The following is a 22,804-nucleotide window of genomic DNA, read 5'->3' as shown; positions in this document are numbered from 1 at the left end:
GTACATTTAGCTTATGGACTTAAACCTACAGAACAAACGCGCTTTGGTGTGCGGGAGCACCCAGGGCATTGGAAAAGCCGTAGCCGTAGAACTGGCAAAACTCGGCGCCAGCATCACCCTTGTGGCCCGCAACGAGGCCAAACTGCAAGCAGTAGCCCAGGAACTGGACAGCAGCCAGGGGCAGCAGCATGAGTTTATTGTAGCCGATTTCGCAGACCCTTATGAGCTGAACATCCTGGTGCAGGCTTACCTGAAGGAGCAGCCGCAGGTGCACATCCTCGTTAACAACACCGGCGGCCCGGCTGGCGGCCCCATTACCGAAGCGTCAACAGACGAATTTATTGATGCGTTTAACCAGCACCTGGTGGCCAATCACCTGCTGACTACGTCTGTTATTCCGGCGATGAAGGCGGCGAAGTATGGCCGCATCATCAACATCATCAGCACCTCAGTCAAGCAGCCGCTGAACGGCCTGGGTGTGTCGAACACCATCCGGGGTGCTGTAGCCAGCTGGGCCAAAACAATGGCGAATGAGCTGGGGCAGTATGGTATCACCGTAAACAACGTGCTGCCGGGCTCCACCAACACCGGCCGCATCACCGCCATCATCGAGAGCCGGGCACAGAAATCAGGGCGCAGCACCATGGAAATCCAACAGGAAATGGAAGCCGAGATACCCGCCAAACGCTTTGCCGAACCGGAAGAAGTAGCCGCCGCCGCCGCGTTCTTGGCATCACCTGCCGCAGCTTACATCAACGGCATCAACTTGCCGGTGGATGGTGGCCGGACAGGTTGCCTTTAAGGTGCTAGACGCTAGATTTTAGAGGTTAGACTTCAGGGACCGATTTTTGAAATTTGGTGAGCTCAGTTGTAAGAATGCTGACTCGTGCTGAAATTCCCCTCCTCGGAGGGGCTAGGGGTGGGTTCTGCTGTTGGCAAGTATAAGCCGTGTGGTTTTGGCTTCATCGTTCTTCCACCAAGATCCTTTCAGGATGATAACTGTGGGAGTGGATGAAGTGAATTAGTCGAGCGGTTGGTAAAATATCCGCAGAAGTATGGACATCCCCCTACCCCCTTCAAAGGGGGACTTAATTTAAGTTGCATAGCGAAGATGGTAGCTACTTGAATGCTTTTTGAAGTAGGAAGAAAAAAATCCCCTCCTGGGGGTAGGGGTCCTCGAAGAAGGCAAGGAGGGGTTAGGGGTGGTTGGACCCGGTACGGCAAGTATAAACCGCCACCCATTCATAATCTATAATTCATCATTCATAATTGCAAACGCAGTGAATCAGCTTCAGAACTATATCAACGGCCAACTGGTAGCTCCAGTGGCAGGGCAGTACATCGACAACTACAACCCGGCTACCGGCGAAGTATACTCCCTGATCCCGGACTCCGACGAGCAGGACGTGGAGCAGGCGGTGCAGGCGGCAACAGCGGCTTTCCCGGCGTGGGCGAAAACGCCTGCCGAAAAGCGCGGCCGCATTATGATGCGCATTGCTGACCTGATTGATGAGAACCTGGAGCGGTTAGCTGAAGCTGAATCAATAGACAATGGAAAGCCGCTGAAGCTGGCGAAGACGGTGGACATACCGCGTGCCAGCAGCAACATGCGTTTTTACGGCACGGCTATTCAGCACTTTGCCTCGGAAGCGCACTACATGGAGGGTACTGAGGCCATCAACTATACGGTTCGTCATCCGCATGGTGTGGCCGGCTGTATTTCGCCCTGGAACCTGCCGCTATACTTGTTTACCTGGAAAATTGCGCCTGCCCTGGCTGCCGGTAACTGTGTGGTGGCCAAACCATCCGAAGTAACGCCCATGACGGCCTACCTGCTATCGGAGATTTGCATAGCGGCTGGCTTGCCTGCAGGCGTCCTGAACATTGTGCACGGCTACGGCCATAAGGTTGGCGCGGCCATGGTGGCCCACCCGAAGGTGCCGGTTATCTCCTTCACGGGCGGCACCGCTACCGGACGCGCTATTGCGGCTACGGCGGCTCCTATGTTCAAGAAGCTTTCGCTGGAGCTGGGCGGCAAGAACCCGAACATCGTCTTCGCCGACTGCGACTTCGACAACGCGCTCCATACTTCTATCCACTCGTCGTTCGCCAACCAGGGACAGATCTGCCTCTGCGGCTCCCGCATCTTTATTGAGCGCCCGCTGTACGAGAAGTTTCGCGATGCTTTTGTGGAGAAGGTAAAAGCCCTAACCGTAGGCGATCCGCTGGAGGAAAGCTCAAAGCAAGGCGCCGTGGTATCGGAGCAGCATATGCAGAAGGTGCTTTCTTACATCGAACTGGCCAAGCAGGAAGGCGGAAGTATACTTACCGGCGGACACCGAGTGCAGGTGGAAGGGCGCTGCGCCAACGGCTGGTTCGTTGCCCCTACCGTTATCGAAGGCCTCCCCTACAACTGCCGCACCAACACTGAGGAAATCTTTGGTCCTGTTGTTACGCTCACACCTTTCGACACTGAAGAAGAGGTAATTCAGTATGCCAACTGCACCGACTACGGCCTCTCCGCCACCATCTGGACGCAAAACCTGCCCCGCGCACACCGCGTGGCCCACCAGGTGCACAGCGGCATCGTCTGGGTCAACACCTGGCTTCTGCGAGACTTAAGAACTCCCTTCGGTGGCATGAAGAACTCCGGCGTTGGCCGCGAAGGAGGCTTTGAAGCACTGAATTTCTTTACCGAGCCGCAGAATATTTGTGTGAAGTTGTAAAAACCATATTTAATTTATCCTCATGAAGTTTGGTAAAACAATAAAGATATTTCTCATAGACGGTGATCCAAATGGCCGTATGACCTGTGAACTATCGAACTGGACAGGTAAAGCCTATAGAATCCCCCGTGTCAAAATCAAGGAATGTGTAGATAGACATGATCTAAATAATCCAGGTATTTATTTACTGTTTGGCAAGAGTGAGGATGGCTTTGATAAAATATATATCGGCGAGGCTGAAGAGATATTGAAACGGCTCCAGCAACAGGTTTCTCAAAAGGATTTTTGGAATGAGGCTATAGCATTCATTAGTAAGGATGAAAACTTAAATAAAGCACACATCAAGTACATTGAGAACCGGTTACATTCTTTAGCTAAAGATGCTGGCCGCTACCAACTAGAAAACAGTGTTATTCCTACACAATCTTCTATTTCTGAATCAGATAGAGCAGAAATGGAGGAGTTCATATCTAATATACGCTTACTTGTAAATACACTTGGTCATAAAGCATTTGAAGAAAAGCGAGAAATCAAGAGCAATGATGAGCAGCAGCCAATCTTCTATTTGAAAGGCGCAAGAGGTGCAGAAGCCTTAGGTGAACCTACAGCAGAAGGATTTGTCGTATTTAAAGGATCAAAAGCCACATTGTCAAATGTTAACTCAATTGCACCTTCTTTTGCTAAGTATAGACAGCAGCTCATCGAACAAAACGTTCTTCAGCAGAACGGAGAAGTCTATGAGTTTACGGAAGATAGTGTGTTCAGCAGCCCTTCAACTGCAGCAGTAATGGTGATGGGTAGAAATGCAAATGGTTTACTAGAATGGAAGTTAGCTAACGGAATAACGCTAAAGGAGTTTGAGTCTGAAAACAGATAAAGTCTGTTTTCAGACTCAAACTATTCCCGCTCCAACACCTCATCAATCAACCCATACGCCATAGCCTCGTCGGCTCGGAGCCAGTAGTCGCGGTCGGAGCTGTCGTGGATTTCCTGATAGGTTCTGCCGCTGTGCAAGGCGAGAATCTCGTAGAGTTCTTTCTTTAGCTTCAGTATTTCGCGGGCGGTAATCTCTATATCGGAAGCCTGTCCCTGGGCGCCGCCTAGAGGCTGGTGAATCATGATGCGGGCATGGGGCAGCGCAGAGCGCTTATCCTTCGCGCCGCCAGCTAGTAAGACAGCGCCAAAGGAGGCTGCCAGACCTGTGCAAATAGTCGCCACATCAGGCATGATGTACTGCATAGTGTCGTAAATACCGAGGCCGGCATACACCGAACCACCCGGGCAGTTAATGTAAAGCAGCACATCCTTCTGCGCATCCACCGACTCCAGGAACAGCAGTTGCGCCGTGATGATGTTGGCAATATTGTCGTCTACCTGCGTACCCAGGAACACGATCCTGTCCATCATCAGGCGCGAGAACACGTCTATCTCCCGGAAATGCGTGGGCCGCTCCTCTATCACGGAGCGGGTCATGTTGTTGATCTGGCGCGAACGTGCCGTACTGTCTATGTGGTGCAGGTATTGGTCCACACCCAATCCGCTCAGGCCCTGCCCATGCACGGCAAATTTGCGGAACTCGTTTTTGAAATAGCTTGAAGGATACATCGTCGTTATTTATAGTTATAGTTTCAGAAAAAGTCAGGCAGAGCGGTGCCACCCCTCCAAAACAGGAGGCTGTAAGTATGGGTAGTAAGGTAAATGATGTGAGCCTGTGGTACGACAGGCAGCTTATAGCAGAGGCGAACTATGTTTTAGCCAAACAGCCGTTGGTGAATCTGCTCCAGCTCCTGGCGCAGTTGCTTTCTGCCGGCCTCCTGAAGCGCTTTATAGGAAAGCTGTTGGTGCGCTACCTGCTCTTTCCACTCCCTGTCCCAAAGCATCCGCACCTCCATATCCAGCTCAGCTGCTTCGCTTAGCTTTCCATAAAGGAAGTGCTCCACCAGTTGTATTTCTTCTAATTCAACCCGCATGGCTGTCTATTTAAAATCGTGGCTTGCAAAGCCTTTCATAGATTTACGCAGGCGCTCCAGGCACTTAAACTTCTGCACCGTGGCAGAGCGCACATTCTTGTACTGCAACTGCGCTGCCAGCTGCTCCATGCGCTGCCCCAGGTAGTAAAAGGAAATTAAAAGTGAACTGCACTTCTCCCCAAGCTTTTCCACATACTGTGCGAGCTGCTGGCCTGGCTGCTCCTGTTCTACATCCGCCTCCTGCTTTAGCTGCTCGTTTAAGTCGGTAGGCAGGCTTTGGTACCGGTTGCGCTTCTCCAGTTCACGGCGCCAGTAGTTTTTGCAGATCGCCATGATGTACGTAGTAGCCGAGGAAGTCAGCTCCAACTGCTCGTGCATCACCTTCTCGTAAAACAGGATGATGGCCTCCTGCAACAGATCCTTGGCATCGTCGGCGGAGCCCTGGTGTTGCCGCACGTAATGGAGCACCATCGGGTAGGCTTTGCCGTACAGCTTTTCCAGTGTTTTCTCCCGGTCGGCTATAAGTGCCTCCCGCAGGTCAGCTGCCATTACAGGGTATTTGATTGTCTGCATAAGCTTTTTTAGGTTAATCCGGCTGAAGGTACAAGTATCACCCTGCTGCTCTAAAAATTTGTTCATATTCTGATACTCATACTTACGATTAACGGATTAATGTAGCCCTGCCCGGAGGTTTAAATAGGATCTCTGTACCTTTGCCCGATGGACTTTAAGAGAAGACGACTGGCGGTAACGCTCCGGAACCAGTTAAACTACCCGTTGCAGTTCAACCCTTTTGTGTTCAGCAAGCTGTTTTTGCTGTGGGTGGCTGTAGGCATTGTGGGCGGTGTGATAGCCGGCTTTTACTGGACGGTACTGGAGGGGCTGCTGCATTTTCTGGCGCAATTCCAGGGGCTATATGTAATTCCCATCATGGCTGTGGCTGGTTTGCTGGCGGGCCTGGTTATCCACTTCCTCGGCGACCCGGGCGAGATGGACCTGATCGTGAACAACATTCGCTTTAAGGGCGGCAGGCTGGAGCCCAAGAATAACCCGTCCATGATCCTGTCGTCGTGGATTTGCATTGCCAGTGGCGGCAGTGCCGGGCCTGAGGCGCCGCTGGTGCAGGTAGTAGGCTCCACCGGCACCTGGATTGCGCGCAAGCTCAGGATAAAAGGCGAAGACCTGCGGTCGTTAAGTATAGCGGGTATGGCCGCTGCCTTTACAGCGCTGTTTGGCGCCCCGCTGGGTGGCAGTCTCTTTGCGCTGGAGATTCAGCACCACAAGCACATCAGCGAGTACTACCAGGCCCTGATGCCCGCCCTGGTGGCCAGCTGTTCCAGCTACGTTATCTTTCTCCTGATCACGCACATTGGCATTGGCCCTACCTGGGTGTTTCCAATGTTCGCCACTCCTGAGCTCAACGACTTCTTCTACGCCATGCTGTATGCGTTGGCTGGCACAGCGGCTGGCTGGCTTTTTATTTTAACCGTGCGCCAGAGCCGGGTCGTCTTTAAAAAACTTAGCGTCCCGATTTATATAAAGATGATGGTGGGTGGACTGCTGATCGGCACCATCGCTTACTTTGTGCCCCTTTCCCGCTACTTCAGCCACGACGAACTGAACGTGTTGCTGGAAGAGCAGTTCACGCTGGAGTTCCTGTTTATATTGCTGGGCGCAAAAATCCTGGCTATTGCCTTCACCGTTACCTCCGGCTGGCGCGGTGGCTTCATCATTCCGCTCTTCTTTGTGGGAGCCACGGTGGGCTTGATCGTGAATGCTGTTTTCCCGGGGCAAAACCTGCCGCTGATTATGGTCAGTTGCATGGCCGCCATCAACGCCTGTGTTACGCGCACGCCTATCAGCACGACAATCCTGCTGGCCACGCTTACAGGCTTTCACCACTTTATCCCGATTCTGTTTGCCAGCCTGACCGGCTTTTTCCTCGCACCCAAAACACCGCTGATAAACGCACAGTTAGGCATGAAGGAGTAATTTGCCGCATCTACTTTGAAGCTCATTTCCCCAGGGCAAAGTATAGATGACTCATACTTCATTTGCCGCTAAAGCAAAAAGGGCCTGCTGTTAGTACAGCAGGCCCTTCCTTTTTACACTTTATACTTGTTACTGGTTTACCGCAGCCTTACCTGGGTTGATAAGCTTGCGCTCCAGGAAATCCGTCATCATCTTAAAGCGGTGCAGCGAGGTAATGCCTCCGCCTACCCCGTGGTTACGGTTCGGGTAATAGAAGCTCTCAAACTGCTTATTGGCACTAATCAGCGCATCCTGCATCGCCACTGCGTTCTGGAAATGCACATTGTCGTCGCCAGTACCGTGGATCAGCAGCAGGTCGCCCTGCAGTTTATCGGCAAAGAACAGCGGCGAGTTCTCGTCATAACCCGCGGCGTTCTCCTGCGGTGTTTTCAGGTAACGCTCAGTATAGATAGAGTCATAGAATCTCCAGTTGGTAACCGGGGCAACCGAGATACCGGCACGGAATACGCCTTCGCCTTTAGTCAGGCCCAGTAGCGTCATGTAGCCGCCGTAGCTGTGGCCCCAGATACCGATGCGGTCCTTGTCCACGTACTGCTGCTTGCCCAGCCACTTAGCCGCCTCAATCTGATCTTCAATTTCATACTTGCCTAGGTTCGCGTAGGTCACCTTTTTGAAGTCAGCGCCACGGGCTCCTGTTCCACGGTTATCCACACTTACCACAATCAGGCCCTTATCAGCCAGCACCTGGTACCACAGGTAGTTGTTGCCGCCCCAGCTGTTGGTTACCGTCTGCGAGCCTGGTCCGCCGTACACGAACATCAGCACCGGGTACTTTTTGTTCGGGTCGAAATCTGTTGGTTTAATCATCCAGCCGTTCAGCTTGGTGCCGTCGGCGGTATTCATCGTGAAGAACTCCTGCTTCGCGATATCATATTGAGCCAGCGTGTTCTTCAGCTTCTCGTTCTCCTCCAGCACCTTGATTAACTTACCGTCTTTTGCAGAGTGCAGGCTCACGGTTGGTGGGGTGTTAGCGGCAGAATAATAATCCAGGTAGTACTTAAAGTCATTGCTCAGGTTGATGTTGTGCGTTCCTGATTTCTCGGTCAGGCGCTGCTTCTTTTTGCCTTTGCTGCTGATGCTGTACAGGTGGCGCTCCAGCGGCGACACTTCGGTAGACATGTAGTACAGGCGGTCATTTTTCTCGTCATACCCTTCGTAGCTGCTTACCTCCCAGTTGCCGTTAGTGATCTGGCGCACCAGTTTGCCGTTCATATTGTAGAGGTACAGGTGGTTGTAGCCGTCTTTCTCCGAAGAATGAATAAAGTTCTTGCCGTCCTTTAGGTAGGTCAAGTCGTCGGTAACGTCGATGTAGGTTTTGCTCGTTTCCTTCAGCACCACGTCCGATTTTCCGGTGGTGGCGTTGGCGTGCAGAATCTCGAGGGTGTTCTGCAGGCGGTTCATTTTCTGGATAGACAGCAGGTTCGGGTTGTTAGTCCATTTGATGCGGGGGATGTAGATATCCTGCTCATTACCGGTGTCCATTTTCACGGTTTGGCCGCTGTTCACGTCATACACCGACACTTTCACGGTTGAGTTGGCCTCGCCGGCTTTAGGGTACTTGAACTTGTAATCCTGCGGGTACAGTTCGCCCCACATCTGCATGTTAAACTCCGGTACGTTCGTCTCATCAAACGTGTAGAAAGCAATCTTCTTTCCGTCCGGCGACCAATCGAAGCCCTTGGCGAAAGAGAACTCCTCCTCATACACCCAGTCAGAATAACCGTTGATGATGGAGTTAAACTTGCCGTCGGTGGTGATCTGAGTTTCCTTCATATTGCTCAGGTCGGTCACGAACATGTTGTTTTCGCGGGCAAAGGCAACGCGCTTGGCATCCGGCGAGAAGGAGGCATACATTTGCTTGCCGCCGTCGCTTAGCTTCGTCAGTTTTTTAGAGGCGATATCGTAGATGTAGAACTCAGCCTTAGATGAGCGACGGTAAATCTGTTCGGTGTCGGTGGAGAACAACACCTTCTGCTCGTCTGAGGAGAACGTGTAATCGTCGTACTGGATTGGGGCATTGCTGCCAGCCGGCACCAGGTTTTCGCCCTCGATGATAGTGGCCACTGGTTTGCCCGTGGTCACGTCATACTTCACGATGTCGTATACTTTGTTCTTGTCGTCGGCAACGGTCGAGCTGTAGTAGCGGCCGTCGTTCATCCAGTTAACGCCGTACACCGACTGCCCGCGGAAGGTGCCCGTGCGGTAGATATCCTCCAGGGTGATGTCTTTCTTCTGCTGCGCCTGCGCCATAAAGGCAAAGCACAGAAGCACGACAGCCAAAAGGTTTGATTTTAGTCTGATATGCATGTTTCGTCTTGTTAGTTTAGCTCCTCTAAGTTAAAAGAATATTACGGTATAGCCATAAGGCATAGCCAAAACCATACCTATACTTCCTGTTAAGGCTATATTTGTACCCGGTGCGCACCAAAAAAGGCGGCAGCCCCGTGGTGGAACTGCCGCCTTCTAAATTTATACTTCTGAATTTATACTTCACACTTAGAAGTTGTAGCCAACTGTCAGTAGTGCTGACTCCTGCTTGCGGTCCATATTCAGGATGGGCTCTCCGCCGCCCGAGCTGAAGGTATAAGGTGAATAGCGGGTAGACCGGTTGCTGCTTACGTAAGCCAGGTCTATAAAGTAGTTCTGCAGGCGAACACCGGCTCCCACAGTATAGGATTTGATCGAGCCATCCAGGTCAGAATTCTTGTACGGGTCGCCGGAGTGGGCATACCCTAAACGGAACCTGAAAGCCTCGTAGCGTGCCTCTGCGCCTACATTAAAGTTGATAGCCGACTGATAGGTATTAGAGATAGCATCATTCACACCGGTAAAGTAGCCGCTCGACGTGCTGAACTCCTCATCCTCTGAAAAGCGCATGCCCCCGTAGTTCACAAATTCCACGTCGGCCGTGATAAAGCCATACTTCTGGATGAAGAATGCGGCTCCACCGGTGGCACGGAACGGCGTTGTCAGGCGGTAGTTAAACTCCCCTGGCAAGGTAGACTCGGTTAATGTTTCCGGCGCTCCCGTCTCCGGGTTTACCGTAGTAGCCGTAATTGAAGAGCGGTACTCGTCGGTGAAACTGTAAGCCGTTGGCGTTTGGATGCTTAGCCCCAGACGCAGGGCATCGGTTGGGCGTGCAATTACACCAACTTTCAGGTTTACGCCTGCTCCCCTGGTGGTGAATTCATCACGCAGCGTCAGGTCATACTCACCATCCAGCACCACTTCGTTGTTTTCATCAAACGTATCTACGTAGTTGCCAAACTCCCTGAAGCTGCTCTCCTGCGTGAACCTGCTGGTTACGATGCCCAATGAGGCTCCAAGGTAAATTTTGTCTTTATAGCTGGTACCCACGCCAATGTCCAATTGATTTTGCGAACCACGGCGCATTATACGTTCAATTTGGGCGCTTTGGCCAACGGTGTACAGCGGGTTGGCAAAGGAAGTAGGATTGCCATACTCGTCCCTGAAGTTGATAAGGTACGTGCCATACGCCAGCCCTTCCAATGTGGTAATGCCGCTGTCATACTCTTCATCCAGCGCACCCTGCGAAACGCCATCTGCTAAATCGGCAAAGTAATCCACAATGGTGTTTGGCGCTTCAGCAGTAGTATTATATAAAACCTGATCGTTGAAGTTGTTCAGTCTTGAGAAGCCAATGCCGAGGTTCACCCCGCGCCAGTCGCTTTCATCGTTGTCGGCGCGGCGGTTCGACAGCACCAGGCCAAGCTGAGGAACTGTAAACATGCTCTCTTCCTCATTCCAGCCACCGCCGCCAATACCCTCAATTGTTGTTTTGGTTTTACTATACTGCAGGCCCGGTGTGATGGAAAACTCTGACCTGCGGAACATGCCCAGACCAGCCGGGTTGCCAAACAGGCTAGAGATGTCGGCTCCAAGAGCTGCCTGTGCTCCACCAATTCCTTGTATGCGCGCGCTACCCGCCACACCCAGCTGTGAATAACGCAAAGCGTCTTCGGCTGTCTGGGCAAAAGCAGTACCACCCCAGCCCAGCAAAAGCGCCAGGATGGCCAATAGTGTCTTCTTCATGTTATATGGAGTTTGTGCTATACTTAATTATTTCCTCTTCGTGAAGGGCGGCCACCGCCACTGCTGCTACCGGTGCTAGAGCCAGACGAAGACGAAGAACTGCTGCTTCGCTCATACGTTGGCGTTTGAACCGGACGGCTCTCGCTGCGGCTTGGGCGGCTTTCGTAGGTGCGCGATGGGCGGCTGCTTTCCTCGGTACGGGTGCGTGTTGGGGTTGGGCGCGTCTGCTCCGATGAGCGGCTCGGCGTTACCTCGCGGGTACGTCGGGCAGGACGGGTCGTTTCGGTTGGCTGCGTACGCTGCTGCTGTGGTTGCGTGGTAGTGCTTCCGTTAGAGCGGCGGCTAGGTCTTGCTGGCAGCACTACCCTTTCGTTTGTGCCACTCTCCGGAGCCACTGTGCTTCTGCTGCTGCGCGACTGGCGCCCAACGGCTTCACGCGACCTGCTCTCTTCGGTGCGCTCGCCTCTTACGGCCTCGCCACGTGCCGGACGGCCTGACTGCTCGTCGCTTCTGGTGGCAACCACACTGCTGCGGCTTCCGCGCGGGCCATACTGCGTTTTAGTGCGTGGCCCAAGAACTACGGGTCTGTCGTGATAGAAATTATAAGGGTTGCCGGCATAGTACCCATTGCTGTAGCCTCTGTGGTACCCATTGTAATACCCGTGTCCGTAGCTGTTAGGCCACCAGTTGCTGTAACCGTAGCGCGGATAGCCGTAAAAGCCTCCCCATCCCATGCCATAGCTGATGCTTACGCTAAGGCCGCTTCCGTAACGGGCATTGTTCCAGAACGGATCATAGTAAAAAGGATCGTGGTAGAATGGGTCGTAAAACGGATCGTAGTAGGCGTAGCTGGCGCGGCGCGGAATATACGCCATGCCCCAGTACGGGTCTACATAAGAGTGACTCGGGCGGTACCAGTTATCACGCTCGTCATAGGTACGGCCGTCGTAATACTCATCGCCGTTGTAGTTCTGCGTGATGGCATCATCTGAGTATTCAGGGTTCAGCACTTCGCCGTCGGCCAGGGCCTGCTGCGTTTCGCTGCTGCTTGCACTGTTTTGGTATGCCTGCTCAGTACGCTGCTGCGCTACTGGCTCCACGTACACCGTCTCATCAGTTGAACTGTAGTACATGTCATCGTACTCGGTCGACTGCATGGCAACCGGGCTGCTGCAGCCAACGGCCAGGAGGGCCAGCACGGGGGCTAAGGTAAAAATCGTATATTTTTTCATTGCCTTCTGCTTAAATCTGTGGAGGGAATTGACCTACTATATCAAAGATACACACACATAGGAGCAAAACCTTATCCATAGTATAATATATTAACGTAATTTTGGGACGGAACGATATCCTTATCTCTTGTACTTAAAGAGCAAATTCTGTTCCAAAAGCATTAATAAACAGGTATATAAAGTAAAATATTAGAGCAAGATGAGCAAAGGGTTACCTAAAAGAAGCGAAGACTATTCTCTGTGGTACAACGAACTGGTGAAAAAAGCCGGGCTGGCTGAGAATTCAGCGGTGCGTGGCTGCATGGTCATCAAACCGTACGGCTTCGCTATCTGGGAGAAGATGCAGCGCGTGCTGGACGATATGTTCAAGGCCACCGGCCACCAGAATGCGTACTTCCCGCTGTTCGTGCCCAAGAGCTTGTTTGAGGCTGAGGAGCAGAACGCCGAGGGCTTCGCCAAGGAGTGCGCCGTGGTAACTCACTACCGCCTGCAAAACGACCCGGACAACCCCGGTAAACTGCGCGTGGACCCAAACGCGAAACTGGAGGAGGAACTGATTGTGCGCCCAACCTCTGAGGCCATTATCTGGAGCACCTACAAAAACTGGATCCAAAGCTACCGCGACCTGCCCCTGCTCATAAACCAGTGGGCCAACGTGGTGCGCTGGGAGATGCGCACGCGCCTGTTCCTGCGTACGGCAGAGTTCCTGTGGCAGGAAGGCCATACGGCCCACGCCACCGCCGAGGAAGCCATTGCCGAGACAAAGCAGATGATGGAAGTATATGCCACCTTTGCTGAGCAGTACATCGCGCTGCCGGTTATCCGTGGCGTGAAGACACCGAGTGAGCGCTTTGCCGGTGCCCTGGACACGTATTGCATCGAAGGCATGATGCAGGATGGCAAGGCACTGCAGGCGGGTACCTCGCACTTCCTAGGCCAGAACTTTGCCAAAGCGTTTGATGTGAAGTATGCCACCAAAGAAGGCGGGCTGGAGCATGTATGGGGAACCTCGTGGGGCGTGAGCACTCGTTTGATGGGCGCCCTGGTGATGGCGCACTCTGACGACGAGGGACTTGTACTGCCTCCAAAGCTGGCGCCGATTCAGGTCGTGATTGTGCCAATCTACAAAGGCGAGGAGCAGCTGGCGCAGATCAGCGAAAAGGTGAACGGCCTGAAGCGCGAGCTGGAGGCAAAAGGCATCAGCGTGAAGTTTGACGACCGCGACACCGAGCGTCCTGGTTATAAGTTTGCCGAGTGGGAGCTAAAAGGCGTGCCGGTGCGCATCGCCATCGGTGCCCGCGACCTGGAGAACGGCACTGCCGAAATCGCCCGCCGCGACACAAAGGAGAAAAGCGCCCAGCAATTCGACAGCCTGGCCACTTACATCCCGGCCCTGCTCGACGAGATACAGGAAAACATCTACAACAGAGCGCTGAACTACCGCGAGGAGCACACCACCAAAGTGGATTCTTACGAGGAGTTTAAGCAGGTGCTGGAAAGCAAGGGCGGCTTTGTGCTGGCGCATTGGGATGGCACGCCGGAAACAGAAGAGCGCATTAAGGAAGAAACGAAGGCTACGATCCGCTGCATCGCTTTAAATACGCCGGAAGAGGAAGGCGTGGACATGCTGACAGGCAAGCCAAGCAAGCAGCGCGTATACTTCGCCAAAGCGTACTAGACTCGTTGTTCAATTACCGTTGTTCGTTAGTCGCGCGCTACGGTAAGTATAAAGTTACAGGCGCCGCCTCCAAGTATGGAGGCGGCGCTTCTGTTATACGCTTTGTGCTGCAGACACAGGCCTGCACGTAAGCGTGTAGCCAGCGCGGCATCATGTGCCGCAACAAGGCAGGAGACGCGAAGGCCTGATAATTCGTAACACGTAATTCGTAATTCTATCCCCAAATAGCTATATTGTAGACTGTAACAGCCGTGTACTATGCTACTGGATTGGATAACTGTGATACTGCTTATTGGTGTGGGGCTGCTGCTCGTGATCGTGGAACTGATCTTCGTGCCAGGCACCACCGTGGTTGGCATACTTGGTTTTATACTTACCGGCATCGGCATCTGGATCGGATACGCTTCTTTGGGCAGCGATGTGGGCCACATTATACTTGGGGCCACGGTGTTGGTAGCGGGTGTGGCCGTGGTGTACAGTTTTAAAACGAACAGTTGGGCGCGCTTTGCCCTGAAGGAGCAGAACCGGGGCCACGTGAACGAAGACACGCCCCACCTGCTTGCTGTGGGCGAAGAAGGTGTAGCCGTCTCTGCCCTGCGCCCGCAAGGTACTGCCCTGTTTGCCGACCGGCACCACGAGGTGCAAACGCAGGGAGAGTACATCACCCCCAACACCGCTATCCGAATAATTAAACTCAATCAGAATCAAATAACAGTAGAAGCAATCTCCTAACCTCAACCACAGATGGAAAACCTTTCCTTAATCTTCCTTATTGCCGGCGGTATTATCCTGCTGATGATCTTTTTATACTTCGTCCCGATCAGCCTCTGGATTACCGCCTTGTTTTCGGGTGTGAAAGTGGGCCTGCTGGAACTGGTGTTCATGCGCATCCGAAAGGTGCCGCCAAGCCTCATCGTGAACTCGATGATCAACTCCACCAAGGCTGGCATCGACCTGACAACCACCGAACTGGAAACGCACTACCTGGCGGGTGGCAACGTGCCGATGGTGATCAAGGCGCTTATCTCGGCCGACAAGGCAAACATCCCGCTGTCGTTTAAGCAGGCGACCGCTATAGACCTGGCCGGCCGTAACGTGTTTGAGGCTGTGACGACCTCGGTAAACCCAAAAGTGATCAACACGCCGAACGTAGCCGCTGTGGCGCAGGATGGCATTCAGCTGATCGCCAAAGCGCGGGTTACCGTACGGGCCAACATAAAGCAACTGGTGGGGGGCGCCGGCGAGGAAACCATACTTGCCCGTGTGGGGGAAGGCATCGTGACGTCTATCGGCTCGTCTACCTCTCATAAGACCGTACTGGAGAACCCGGATATGATCTCGAAGCTGGTGCTGCAGAAAGGCTTGGATGCCGGCACTGCCTATGAAATCCTCTCCATCGACATTGCCGACATTGACGTAGGCGAGAACATTGGCGCCAAGCTGCAGATAGACCAGGCCGGTGCCGACCTGCGCGTAGCAGAGGCCAAGGCAGAGGAGCGCCGTGCGATGGCGGTAGCCGTGGAGCAGGAAATGAAAGCCAAAGCCCAGGAGGCCCGCGCCAACGTGATTCAGGCGGAGGTAGAGATTCCTCAGGCCATCGCAGCGGCCTTCCGCAGCGGCAACCTCGGCATCATGGATTACTACCGCATGCAGAACATACAGTCGGACACTGATATGCGCAACTCCATTGCCAAACCCGAACAAGGAGCCCAGGGAAAACCAAGAGAGTAAGCGGGCGAACGACTATAACCAAAGGGGCCACTCCATACATTGGAGTGGCCCCTTTTTAGTTAAGTGTGGTAGTCGGTAATGTCTGATAAGCGGAGTTATGTTTGATAGAAGGGTAACGGTATTCGTGCAACCGAAGCCTGCAGCATAGCAAGAGTTAAGGCTGCAGTTTGTTGTACCTTGTTTTTCTTTATATCATAGACCCTACAAGCCTTTGCTTAAGTCCTTCTTTAGTGAAAATCCAGACTATCTGATAAGCACCAGCCCCATCGCTGTTCCATTGGTACATGATGTAAGAATCACCATTTTTATAGACCTTAAAGGTGTTCGTGCATTCGTAGATATCGCTATAAAGAGGCTTGTTTATTTCAACCTTCTTTCCTTCAACTATGACGTTAACTCCTTTTACTTGTGTTTTTGGAAAGTTACCGTCCGTTCCCCATACAGGTCTGCCTGCAATTGTTTTTACCCACTTCCCTTCATGCTTTTCAACAATTCGGTTATTGAGCTTAAATGGCTCCAGAAGATATTCAAATTTGAATTCTGTCCCTTGATAGGGCTGTAGTTTGTCCAGCGGTTGTAGCCTTGATTTATGTATGAATCCTTCGATGTAGTCAGGCTGGGTAGAACTAAAGGAGAAGGCATTCATAGGTATAAAGACAGGAATCCACTCGTTCGTATCTTGTCCTTCTTCATATTCATACCAGAAGACTTCGTTACTATATAGTTTATGAATAACCTGTGATTGTCCGTTCGGTTTCTCCCTAACATTGGTGTACCCGTCCTTATCTTGAATAATAGCTACCTGCGCTGTTGCCACAACAGTCGTAAGAAACATGGCTACCAGTAATGTCAGGTTTTTCATACTTATAAATATTGTACAACGTACTTGGCCATAAGGCGGCGCAGCTGGCTTATGGGTGTGGTTATATGATTTCATTCTTTGCTATTCATCACACTCCGACTCAACCTTGATAAACAGCCTGTCAAATTCCTTTGTCATTTGCCCTTCCTGATTGAAACCATCAACATATTTCCTTTGATTGTTCGCACAGTTCCACCAGCCATAGTTCATCAAATCAATCCGTGCAAAAAGCAACCTGTCGGTTGTCTCTAACTGTCTTTGATACTCCTGTTCAAGCTTTTCAGGAGCCCCATTATTAGACTTCTTTAGTTCAACATGCTTCTTCCAAGCATTTAGTAGTTCTGTAGTATCTTCTGAGATCAGAGCACTTATATAGCGTCTACATTTATCAGAATTAGGAGTGCCTTCTAAGAGTGTAGGGTTCAAGTGTGCTTCTAATGCCAATTTTTTCAACTTGTACAATTCTTCAAGCTGAAGAAGTGACAGCTCTTTATGCTTAAGCCAAAACTGGGTTGGCACTAAGTCTAGTTTTTTTAATTTCTGTACTGCAACAAGATATTCTTGTTCAAGCTTCTTTAGAGAGTTCCCTATATAATTGGCATTATAGTATTCAGGTTCATCTAAGGTAGCGTCTGTGTTTAAAGCTGTCACACTATTATATTCAAACAGTAGGAAATAAGTGTCCCTTAACTGCTTTTCAGAAAATTTACCAGTTTCATAGAAACCAGTATTTTCACATAGACCAAATTGCCATTCAAACTTTTTTGCGGAAGTATCACTTTCTGTTAGCTCTCGATCAGATTCATTCTCTGATACTGCTACACTTAAAACCGTATCAGTACTGGATACTTCTCTATTTTGGCAAGAAGCAAATAGAAAAATAAATACTAAACTTGAACTGAATTGAATAAATTTATTCTTCATTTATTTCATATAACTACGGTATAAACGGAAGTCTATTCGGCTTATCTGTCTAAATCAACCGATAACCGTATCCGGACTGCCGAATAGACTATATATTCATAGTAATATAAGTAGACCTTAGGACAATTCCCGCGCCCCGTCAGAGTACCAAAATCTGACCCTGCGATTCCAGGCTCCGGGGGCTTTTTCACCTATAACCACTTTTATGTTCCTAAGAAGTCGAATCTAAGATCTGTGAAAAAATCACAAAATATAAGTCCAGCTTCAAAACAAAGCGCCCGCTTCCTCTCCAGAAAGCGGGCGCTTAAATTTTATACTAATGATCCAGATAAGCTGCAGGTGTGGCTTTTTGCTTATGGCTCTTTACCATTTCGATCTTTCGCGGCTATACATTGCTGCTGGAGGTGCTTATCCAGTTTGTCCAGAATCTCTGCATCGTACCTGGCATCAAACTTCCTGGCAAACAGCTTGTCTTCCGGTTGACTCACTAGCTCCTCTATATCATTCCGATCAAACGTGACAGGCAGCTCCACGCCCTCCCTTTCCCAATTGATGTAATGAAGGTAATCTTTCAGCCTTATGTCCGGGTCGCGCTTCATCAGCTCCCAAAGTATAGTGTGAAAGAACTGCTCATCTGAGTATATGGTATGCTTATAATAAGAAAATAGCTCTTCCTTATTATCCTGCACATAACTATGGATTTTATGTAGTGTATTGCTGCTGAACGCCCACCACTGCGGCCCCTTGCAGTGCTCGGCAAAGGGTTGTTTCCTCTTTTTAAAAGATAATAGCAAGTCTTGCACAGATACTTTCCTGAGCAAAAACTTTGCAAAGGTTCTTTTAACATCGATAGGAGAGAAAATATAAGGCACAATTACGTAATCCCATCTTTTAGAGGAGATATTGATTTTATAAGCCTCTACTCTTTCCTTGTAGAGGTAATGAGCTTTCTGTATGGGTTTATGCTCTAGACTTATAAACTCAAACCCGCTGTTTTTCTCTAAAAAGGCGTTTATCTCCCGGTTGCTTTTTATCGGATAATCCTGCCCGCTAAGGAAAATTGTATAGCCCTCTCTCCCACCGGAAATCACTTCGTTAATCAGGTTTAGTGTTGCCTCCACCTGGCTAAAGTCGCCCCAAATACAATCTACTCTGTCAGGGATAAAGGTGACATGAGCTGCATTCTCAAAGCAAGCGAGGAAAGCGTTTATTTCCGACTTCTTATCGATGTGTATGTAGAAGGATGAACACCCATCCGATAGCCTGCTAACCAGCCTTTTTAGCTGCTCCGGGTTTGTATGCGCCAGTATGATATAGTTTTTATGCATGCTAAACACAGTGACAGGTTTCTGATTTATGCGAAAGGGCTGGAAGAAAAGCTCCTGCTACGCAACAAATTTAACATACAACTTACCGCGTTACCCGAAGGCGCTCCCCAAGTCCATCTAATATAAAACAGATAAACAGAAAAGACTAATGTATTGCCAATCCACAAGTATAGCAACGTAGGTAAAAGTTAATAACATAGAAGAAGCCCGCCTCCTGTACAGGAAGCGGGCCTCGCTTATACTTTATACTTCCTTAAACTTAAGCCGCAGGCTTCAGGGTAAAGGTGCGGGTTACGCTGTTGTAGGGGCCAGGCAAAACATTGCCGTTTCTATCAATCAACTCCAGCTTAATGGTGTTCTCCCCCATTGGCAGGCCTTCCATGATGTAAGGCAACCAACGGTCCAGTATAAACTCGGTGCCGTTGATGGTAGCACGCACGCGGTTTCCTTCCGCTGAAAGTTCGGTGTTCACCAGGTAGAAATCAAGCATTACCTGCTCAGTGTCGGCGCCCACATATTCGCCTTTCGGGCGGCTATAGAACATGTGCGGATCCTTCAGGTTTATATCCAGCCTTTGCGTTGGCTTGCCTGCCGTCACCTTACGCAGGTCGTAAGCACCCTGGTGCTTCAGGCTCTCGTGGTAAGAACGAGACAGGAACGAAAGGATCACGTGCTCGCCCTCTTCCAGGTCTTTGGTAAATTCAGTTTCGTAGTGGGCCGTGTACGGCTGGTTATCCACGATATTGTGTATGTGCTGCCCCTCCTGCGAGTTAGCCAGGTGCTCTGCATTAGAGTGTGGCGTCATGCGGGTAAGCTGGTAATTAGAAAGCGAGTAGTCGAAGGCAACAGGGCCCGGCTCCACCACCCCACCGGCTGGCGGCGTGTTCAGGCGCAGCTGCGACTCCGGGTACTTCTGGGAATCATCGAAAGCAAATACACGCAGGCCGTTTTTGCTCATCACAGCACCTACGGGTGTAGGGCCTTCGTCGGCTCTTGCGTTTGTGATAGGGGCTTGCGTCTCAGGGTCCTGCGTCTGGCGTGCCGTGTCACAGGCAGAAAAACCAAGCATCAGGGCAGAAGCAAGGAGTAGGTACGTTTTTTTCATTTGGTTGGTGTTTGGTTAGCTAAGCAGCTAATTTAATCATTTTCTTTGTATATTGCGAACTACGTGAATATTACATAAAAGTATACGCTAATTATATATATGAGCGAGATTTTGTTTGACGAGATCCCTTCCTTAGACCTGGCGGATTTCACTTCCGGGGATGCGGCAAAGCGGGCGCAATTTGTGCAGCAATTGGGCGACGCTTACCAGAACATCGGTTTTATTGCCCTCCGCAACCATGGCCTTAGCAACCAACTGACGGAAGAACTCTATGCTGCTACGCAGGAATTCTTTTCCCTGCCGGATGCGCAGAAGCAGCAGTACGAGAACCCTGAGCTAGCCGGCCAGCGTGGCTACATTGGCAAAGGGAAAGAGAAAGCAAAGGGTTTTAACACCGGCGACCTGAAAGAGTTCTTTCACGTAGGTCAGGACCTGGACGGCATCCCGGACAGCGACCCAATCAAGGCTGAGTACCCGGCCAACATTTTTCCTACGGAAGTAGCAGGTTTTAAAGAAGCTACCCTGGAGGCCTACCGCAAATTGGAGGCCGCGGGCAAGCAGGTATTGCGCGCCATCGCCCTGCACCTGGGCCTGGAGGAAACCTATTTTGATGAGAAGGTGAAGTATGGCAACAGCATTTTGCGCCCTATCCACTACTTCCCGATAGAGAACCCGGACAGTGTGCCGGCCGATGCCGTTCGCGCTGCCGAGCACGGTGATATCAACCTGATCACGCTGCTGATGGGCGCCAGTGCTGACGGCTTGCAGGTGCTGCGCCGCGATGGCCAGTGGATTCCGATTACGGCCCTGCCGGAGCAGGTGGTGGTGAACGTGGGCGACATGCTGGCCCGTTTAACGAACAACAAGCTGAAGTCTACCATTCACCGCGTGGTGAACCCGCCGCGTGAGCTGATGCACACGTCCCGCTACTCTATTCCGTTCTTCATGCACCCGCGTTCAGAAATGGACCTGACCTGCCTGGAGAGCTGCATCGACGAGCGTAACCCAAAGGCTTACCCGGATGCTACGGCAGGCGAGTACCTGAATGAGCGACTGATTGAGCTCGGCCTCAAAAAAGCATAAGTATAAACTTTTCGAGATAAAAGAAGAGAGATAGCTACAACCTGTCTCTCTTTTTTTATTTTTATGCCGCTTATGAGCCTGCGCTACTACATCTTTCTGAAAGACGTGCTGATTCTGGCCCTCACTTCTTTCGGTGGGCCACAGGCGCATATTGCCCTGATGCTCAAGTTGCTGGTTGATCGCCGCCGCTACATTACTGAACAGGAGCTGATCGAACTGAACGCGCTCTGCTCCATACTTCCCGGCCCCACCTCCACGCAAACCATCACGGCCATCGGCTACAAAATTGGCGGCGCTAACCTTGCCTACATCACCCTTTTGGTCTGGATACTGCCTGCCACCATTATCATGGCGGTGGCTGCTGTGGCCATTACGTACCTGCAGGAGCAGGGCATTTCGCTGCACTTTTTACGGTACCTGCAACCCATGGCGGTGGGGTTCGTGGCCTATGCCGCCTACATGATCAGCGCAAAGGTAATCTACACCAAAACAGCCGTGGTGCTGATGGTAATTTCGGCCATACTTTCCTACTTCTTCTCCTCGCCCTGGGTATTGCCGGTGCTGCTGCTGGCTGGTGGCGCTATTACAGCGCTGCGGTTTAAGCAGCACCCGCTTGAGAAGGACAAGAAGCTGAAGATACAGTGGGCCAACTTTATACTTTTTGTGGCTGTGCTGGTGAGTGCCGCCTTGCTTGGCCATTATACTTCGTCGCTGCCCGTGCGCCTCTTTGAGAACTTCTACCGGAACGGCAGCCTTATTTTCGGCGGAGGGCAAGTACTGGTCCCGCTCCTCTACTCCGAGTTTGTTGACTTCAAGCATTACCTGACCGGGGAGGAATTCTTGTCGGGGTACGCCATCGTGCAGGCGCTTCCCGGCCCCACGTTTTCCTTCTGCTCCTTTGTAGGTAACCTGGCCATGCGCAGGTTCGGCATTGGCGGGCAGTTGCTGGGTTCTTTTGTGGCTACGGTGGGTATTTTCCTGCCCGGCACCTTCCTCATCTTCTTTGTCATCCGGTTTTGGGATGAGCTGAAGAAGTACCGTGTGGTACGGGCCTCCCTGGAGGGTATCAGTGCCGTCAGTGCCGGCCTGGTGGTGGCTGCGGCTATCCTGCTCTACCACCCCGTGGATAATACGCCACTGAACTTTGGCATTGTGGTGGCTACGTTCTGCCTGCTCATGTTCACTAAAATCCCCGCCCCCATACTTATTCTTACAGGTTTGCTGCTGGGGTTTGTGTTATGAGGAATCAAGGATGCTCCTTCAGTTGACCGGGGTGTGGCTTGAATTAGTTACCTTTTCCTTAAGAGCAGCGCTAATATTCGCGGCAAGCTCGCTCTATCCGCATCATCAAAGTACTCATCAATATTCTCTATCGAAAAGCCATGAGTTGTGGCAGCTTTCGTGAAATCTGACAAGTCATGACGATAGCATGTTAGCACCTGCTGCCCTGCTACTGTATCAAATCGGGCCTTCGTTCCCTGGTACTGCTTATATGGATGCAGTTCTCCAATGTATACCATCCCCTTTGGAGCCACTGCCCTGGAGGCTTTGGAGAGAATGGCACCAAGGTCTTCGATATGCTCCAGAACAAGGCTAAACGTAACCAAGTCATACTGCCTCTGTGCAAAGCGCCATTCCTCGGTTACGTCTGCCTGATGAAATGTAACTTTTGCAGAGGTTATTTTCTGACGCGCCTTTTCCAACATCTTAGACGAGAAATCCACAGCCGATACCTGCTCTGCCTTTGTTAGTAGCCACTCCGTATTCTTTCCGGTTCCACAACCAATTTCCAGGCAGTTGTTGAACTGAACATGGGCCAGCGTGGCTCTTAAAGCTACTGCTTCAAGATCTCTGGTGTTGTTCTTGTTCTCGTCGTACTGTGCAGCCCAGCTGTCATACGCCTGTTGTATGTCCATTTGATTTTACTTTATACTCCTGTTGCCTTCCTTCAATTTGCAGTAGTCGTAGTACTTTCTTTTCTAAAGAGAATTTTATGCTGCCACAGATTAGGTTTTCAATGGAGTCCTTACGAAAAAAGGCCACCCAAAGGCAGCCTTTTA

21 protein-coding genes are annotated in these 22,804 nt (G+C 51.2%); 9 read left to right on the top strand and 12 right to left on the bottom strand.

What is annotated here, in order from left to right; all coding sequences use genetic code 11:
• The first annotated feature begins 13 nt into the window (after positions 1-13).
• The 3 genes from A0W33_RS09225 (at position 14) to A0W33_RS09215 (ending at position 3,603) form a co-directional block, all read left to right on the top strand.
• The gene (locus A0W33_RS09225; protein WP_068837885.1) at positions 14-802 is read left to right on the top strand and encodes an SDR family oxidoreductase; all 789 of its coding nucleotides are present in this window, start codon (positions 14-16) and stop codon (positions 800-802) included.
• A 478-nt stretch (positions 803-1,280) separates the two neighbouring features.
• On the top strand, positions 1,281-2,726 hold the full coding sequence (locus tag A0W33_RS09220) for an aldehyde dehydrogenase (RefSeq protein ID WP_068837884.1): 1,446 nt from the start codon (positions 1,281-1,283) through the stop codon (positions 2,724-2,726).
• A gap of 22 nt (positions 2,727-2,748) precedes the next feature.
• The gene (locus A0W33_RS09215) at positions 2,749-3,603 is read left to right on the top strand and encodes a GIY-YIG nuclease family protein (RefSeq protein WP_068837883.1); all 855 of its coding nucleotides are present in this window, start codon (positions 2,749-2,751) and stop codon (positions 3,601-3,603) included.
• 20 nt (positions 3,604-3,623) lie between these two features.
• On the opposite strand, the gene A0W33_RS09210 is transcribed toward A0W33_RS09215, so the two are convergent.
• The 3 genes from A0W33_RS09210 to A0W33_RS09200 all read right to left on the bottom strand — a co-directional run bounded on the left by A0W33_RS09210 (position 3,624) and on the right by A0W33_RS09200 (position 5,269).
• The gene (locus A0W33_RS09210) at positions 3,624-4,331 is read right to left on the bottom strand and encodes an ATP-dependent Clp protease proteolytic subunit (protein ID WP_068837882.1); all 708 of its coding nucleotides are present in this window, start codon (positions 4,329-4,331) and stop codon (positions 3,624-3,626) included.
• Positions 4,332-4,477: 146 nt separating this feature from the next.
• The gene (locus A0W33_RS09205; RefSeq protein WP_068837881.1) at positions 4,478-4,696 is read right to left on the bottom strand and encodes a hypothetical protein; all 219 of its coding nucleotides are present in this window, start codon (positions 4,694-4,696) and stop codon (positions 4,478-4,480) included.
• Positions 4,697-4,702: 6 nt separating this feature from the next.
• On the bottom strand, positions 4,703-5,269 hold the full coding sequence (locus A0W33_RS09200) for an RNA polymerase sigma factor (protein ID WP_229802084.1): 567 nt from the start codon (positions 5,267-5,269) through the stop codon (positions 4,703-4,705).
• Between the two features lie 147 nt (positions 5,270-5,416).
• On the opposite strand from A0W33_RS09200, the gene A0W33_RS09195 reads away from it, so the two are divergent.
• The gene (locus A0W33_RS09195) at positions 5,417-6,688 is read left to right on the top strand and encodes a chloride channel protein (protein ID WP_068837880.1); all 1,272 of its coding nucleotides are present in this window, start codon (positions 5,417-5,419) and stop codon (positions 6,686-6,688) included.
• A gap of 129 nt (positions 6,689-6,817) precedes the next feature.
• Here A0W33_RS09195 and A0W33_RS09190 read toward each other — a convergent pair whose 3' ends face one another.
• From A0W33_RS09190 to A0W33_RS09180, 3 genes are all read right to left on the bottom strand, one after another.
• Positions 6,818-9,055, bottom strand: a complete 2,238-nt coding sequence (locus A0W33_RS09190; RefSeq protein ID WP_068837879.1) for a S9 family peptidase — start codon at positions 9,053-9,055, stop codon at positions 6,818-6,820.
• Between the two features lie 189 nt (positions 9,056-9,244).
• Positions 9,245-10,801, bottom strand: coding sequence for an OmpP1/FadL family transporter (locus A0W33_RS09185; RefSeq protein WP_068837878.1), 1,557 nt, complete (start codon positions 10,799-10,801; stop codon positions 9,245-9,247).
• Between the two features lie 23 nt (positions 10,802-10,824).
• Complete coding sequence (locus A0W33_RS09180) at positions 10,825-12,033, bottom strand: hypothetical protein (RefSeq protein ID WP_068837877.1); 1,209 nt, start codon at positions 12,031-12,033, stop codon at positions 10,825-10,827.
• 199 nt (positions 12,034-12,232) lie between these two features.
• Between A0W33_RS09180 and proS the strand changes: the two genes are divergently transcribed.
• On the top strand, positions 12,233-13,711 hold the full coding sequence (gene proS, locus A0W33_RS09175; RefSeq protein ID WP_068837876.1) for a proline--tRNA ligase: 1,479 nt from the start codon (positions 12,233-12,235) through the stop codon (positions 13,709-13,711).
• 26 nt (positions 13,712-13,737) lie between these two features.
• On the opposite strand, the gene A0W33_RS20890 is transcribed toward proS, so the two are convergent.
• Complete coding sequence (locus tag A0W33_RS20890; protein WP_139237137.1) at positions 13,738-13,935, bottom strand: hypothetical protein; 198 nt, start codon at positions 13,933-13,935, stop codon at positions 13,738-13,740.
• Between the two features lie 55 nt (positions 13,936-13,990).
• Between A0W33_RS20890 and A0W33_RS09170 the strand changes: the two genes are divergently transcribed.
• Together A0W33_RS09170 and floA are read left to right on the top strand one after the other, a co-directional pair.
• Positions 13,991-14,443, top strand: coding sequence for an NfeD family protein (locus tag A0W33_RS09170; protein WP_229802085.1), 453 nt, complete (start codon positions 13,991-13,993; stop codon positions 14,441-14,443).
• A gap of 12 nt (positions 14,444-14,455) precedes the next feature.
• Positions 14,456-15,442, top strand: a complete 987-nt coding sequence (gene floA / locus A0W33_RS09165) for a flotillin-like protein FloA (protein WP_068837874.1) — start codon at positions 14,456-14,458, stop codon at positions 15,440-15,442.
• A gap of 187 nt (positions 15,443-15,629) precedes the next feature.
• On the opposite strand, the gene A0W33_RS09160 is transcribed toward floA, so the two are convergent.
• From A0W33_RS09160 to A0W33_RS09145, 4 genes are all read right to left on the bottom strand, one after another.
• Complete coding sequence (locus A0W33_RS09160; protein WP_068837873.1) at positions 15,630-16,304, bottom strand: hypothetical protein; 675 nt, start codon at positions 16,302-16,304, stop codon at positions 15,630-15,632.
• An 81-nt stretch (positions 16,305-16,385) separates the two neighbouring features.
• The gene (locus tag A0W33_RS09155; RefSeq protein WP_068837872.1) at positions 16,386-17,228 is read right to left on the bottom strand and encodes a hypothetical protein; all 843 of its coding nucleotides are present in this window, start codon (positions 17,226-17,228) and stop codon (positions 16,386-16,388) included.
• Positions 17,229-17,581: 353 nt separating this feature from the next.
• On the bottom strand, positions 17,582-18,556 hold the full coding sequence (locus A0W33_RS09150; protein ID WP_068837871.1) for a beta-1,6-N-acetylglucosaminyltransferase: 975 nt from the start codon (positions 18,554-18,556) through the stop codon (positions 17,582-17,584).
• A 259-nt stretch (positions 18,557-18,815) separates the two neighbouring features.
• Positions 18,816-19,661 carry a hypothetical protein gene (locus A0W33_RS09145; RefSeq protein WP_068837870.1) on the bottom strand — a complete coding sequence of 282 codons (846 nt, stop codon included), beginning with the start codon at positions 19,659-19,661 and terminating at the stop codon, positions 18,816-18,818.
• Positions 19,662-19,760: 99 nt separating this feature from the next.
• Between A0W33_RS09145 and A0W33_RS09140 the strand changes: the two genes are divergently transcribed.
• Together A0W33_RS09140 and chrA are read left to right on the top strand one after the other, a co-directional pair.
• Complete coding sequence (locus tag A0W33_RS09140; protein WP_068837869.1) at positions 19,761-20,744, top strand: isopenicillin N synthase family dioxygenase; 984 nt, start codon at positions 19,761-19,763, stop codon at positions 20,742-20,744.
• A gap of 72 nt (positions 20,745-20,816) precedes the next feature.
• The gene (gene chrA, locus A0W33_RS09135) at positions 20,817-21,986 is read left to right on the top strand and encodes a chromate efflux transporter (RefSeq protein ID WP_068837868.1); all 1,170 of its coding nucleotides are present in this window, start codon (positions 20,817-20,819) and stop codon (positions 21,984-21,986) included.
• 47 nt (positions 21,987-22,033) lie between these two features.
• On the opposite strand, the gene A0W33_RS09130 is transcribed toward chrA, so the two are convergent.
• Entirely contained in the window at positions 22,034-22,660 is a 627-nt protein-coding gene (locus A0W33_RS09130; protein ID WP_068837867.1) for a class I SAM-dependent methyltransferase, read from the bottom strand.
• Positions 22,661-22,804: the final 144 nt, after the last annotated feature.

Origin of the sequence: Pontibacter akesuensis, assembly GCF_001611675.1 — a bacterium.
Taxonomy (GTDB): domain Bacteria; phylum Bacteroidota; class Bacteroidia; order Cytophagales; family Hymenobacteraceae; genus Pontibacter; species Pontibacter akesuensis.
Note: the sequence above shows the minus strand (reverse complement) of the source record. Positions and strands in the feature narration are given on the sequence as shown.

Bases quoted from the DNA above. Each gene is read 5' to 3' on its own strand.
- A0W33_RS09225 (WP_068837885.1), top strand. From the start codon at position 14: ATGGACTTAAACCTACAGAACAAACGCGCTTTGGTGTGCGGGAGCACC.
- A0W33_RS09215 (WP_068837883.1), top strand. From the start codon at position 2,749: ATGAAGTTTGGTAAAACAATAAAGATATTTCTCATAGACGGTGATCCA.
- A0W33_RS09210 (WP_068837882.1), bottom strand. From the start codon at position 4,331: ATGTATCCTTCAAGCTATTTCAAAAACGAGTTCCGCAAATTTGCCGTG.
- A0W33_RS09205 (WP_068837881.1), bottom strand. From the start codon at position 4,696: ATGCGGGTTGAATTAGAAGAAATACAACTGGTGGAGCACTTCCTTTAT.
- A0W33_RS09200 (WP_229802084.1), bottom strand. From the start codon at position 5,269: ATGCAGACAATCAAATACCCTGTAATGGCAGCTGACCTGCGGGAGGCA.
- A0W33_RS09195 (WP_068837880.1), top strand. From the start codon at position 5,417: ATGGACTTTAAGAGAAGACGACTGGCGGTAACGCTCCGGAACCAGTTA.
- A0W33_RS09190 (WP_068837879.1), bottom strand. From the start codon at position 9,055: ATGCATATCAGACTAAAATCAAACCTTTTGGCTGTCGTGCTTCTGTGC.
- A0W33_RS09185 (WP_068837878.1), bottom strand. From the start codon at position 10,801: ATGAAGAAGACACTATTGGCCATCCTGGCGCTTTTGCTGGGCTGGGGT.
- A0W33_RS09180 (WP_068837877.1), bottom strand. From the start codon at position 12,033: ATGAAAAAATATACGATTTTTACCTTAGCCCCCGTGCTGGCCCTCCTG.
- proS (WP_068837876.1), top strand. From the start codon at position 12,233: ATGAGCAAAGGGTTACCTAAAAGAAGCGAAGACTATTCTCTGTGGTAC.
- floA (WP_068837874.1), top strand. From the start codon at position 14,456: ATGGAAAACCTTTCCTTAATCTTCCTTATTGCCGGCGGTATTATCCTG.
- A0W33_RS09160 (WP_068837873.1), bottom strand. From the start codon at position 16,304: ATGAAAAACCTGACATTACTGGTAGCCATGTTTCTTACGACTGTTGTG.
- A0W33_RS09155 (WP_068837872.1), bottom strand. From the start codon at position 17,228: ATGAAGAATAAATTTATTCAATTCAGTTCAAGTTTAGTATTTATTTTT.
- A0W33_RS09150 (WP_068837871.1), bottom strand. From the start codon at position 18,556: ATGCATAAAAACTATATCATACTGGCGCATACAAACCCGGAGCAGCTA.
- A0W33_RS09145 (WP_068837870.1), bottom strand. From the start codon at position 19,661: ATGAAAAAAACGTACCTACTCCTTGCTTCTGCCCTGATGCTTGGTTTT.
- A0W33_RS09140 (WP_068837869.1), top strand. From the start codon at position 19,761: ATGAGCGAGATTTTGTTTGACGAGATCCCTTCCTTAGACCTGGCGGAT.
- chrA (WP_068837868.1), top strand. From the start codon at position 20,817: ATGAGCCTGCGCTACTACATCTTTCTGAAAGACGTGCTGATTCTGGCC.
- A0W33_RS09130 (WP_068837867.1), bottom strand. From the start codon at position 22,660: ATGGACATACAACAGGCGTATGACAGCTGGGCTGCACAGTACGACGAG.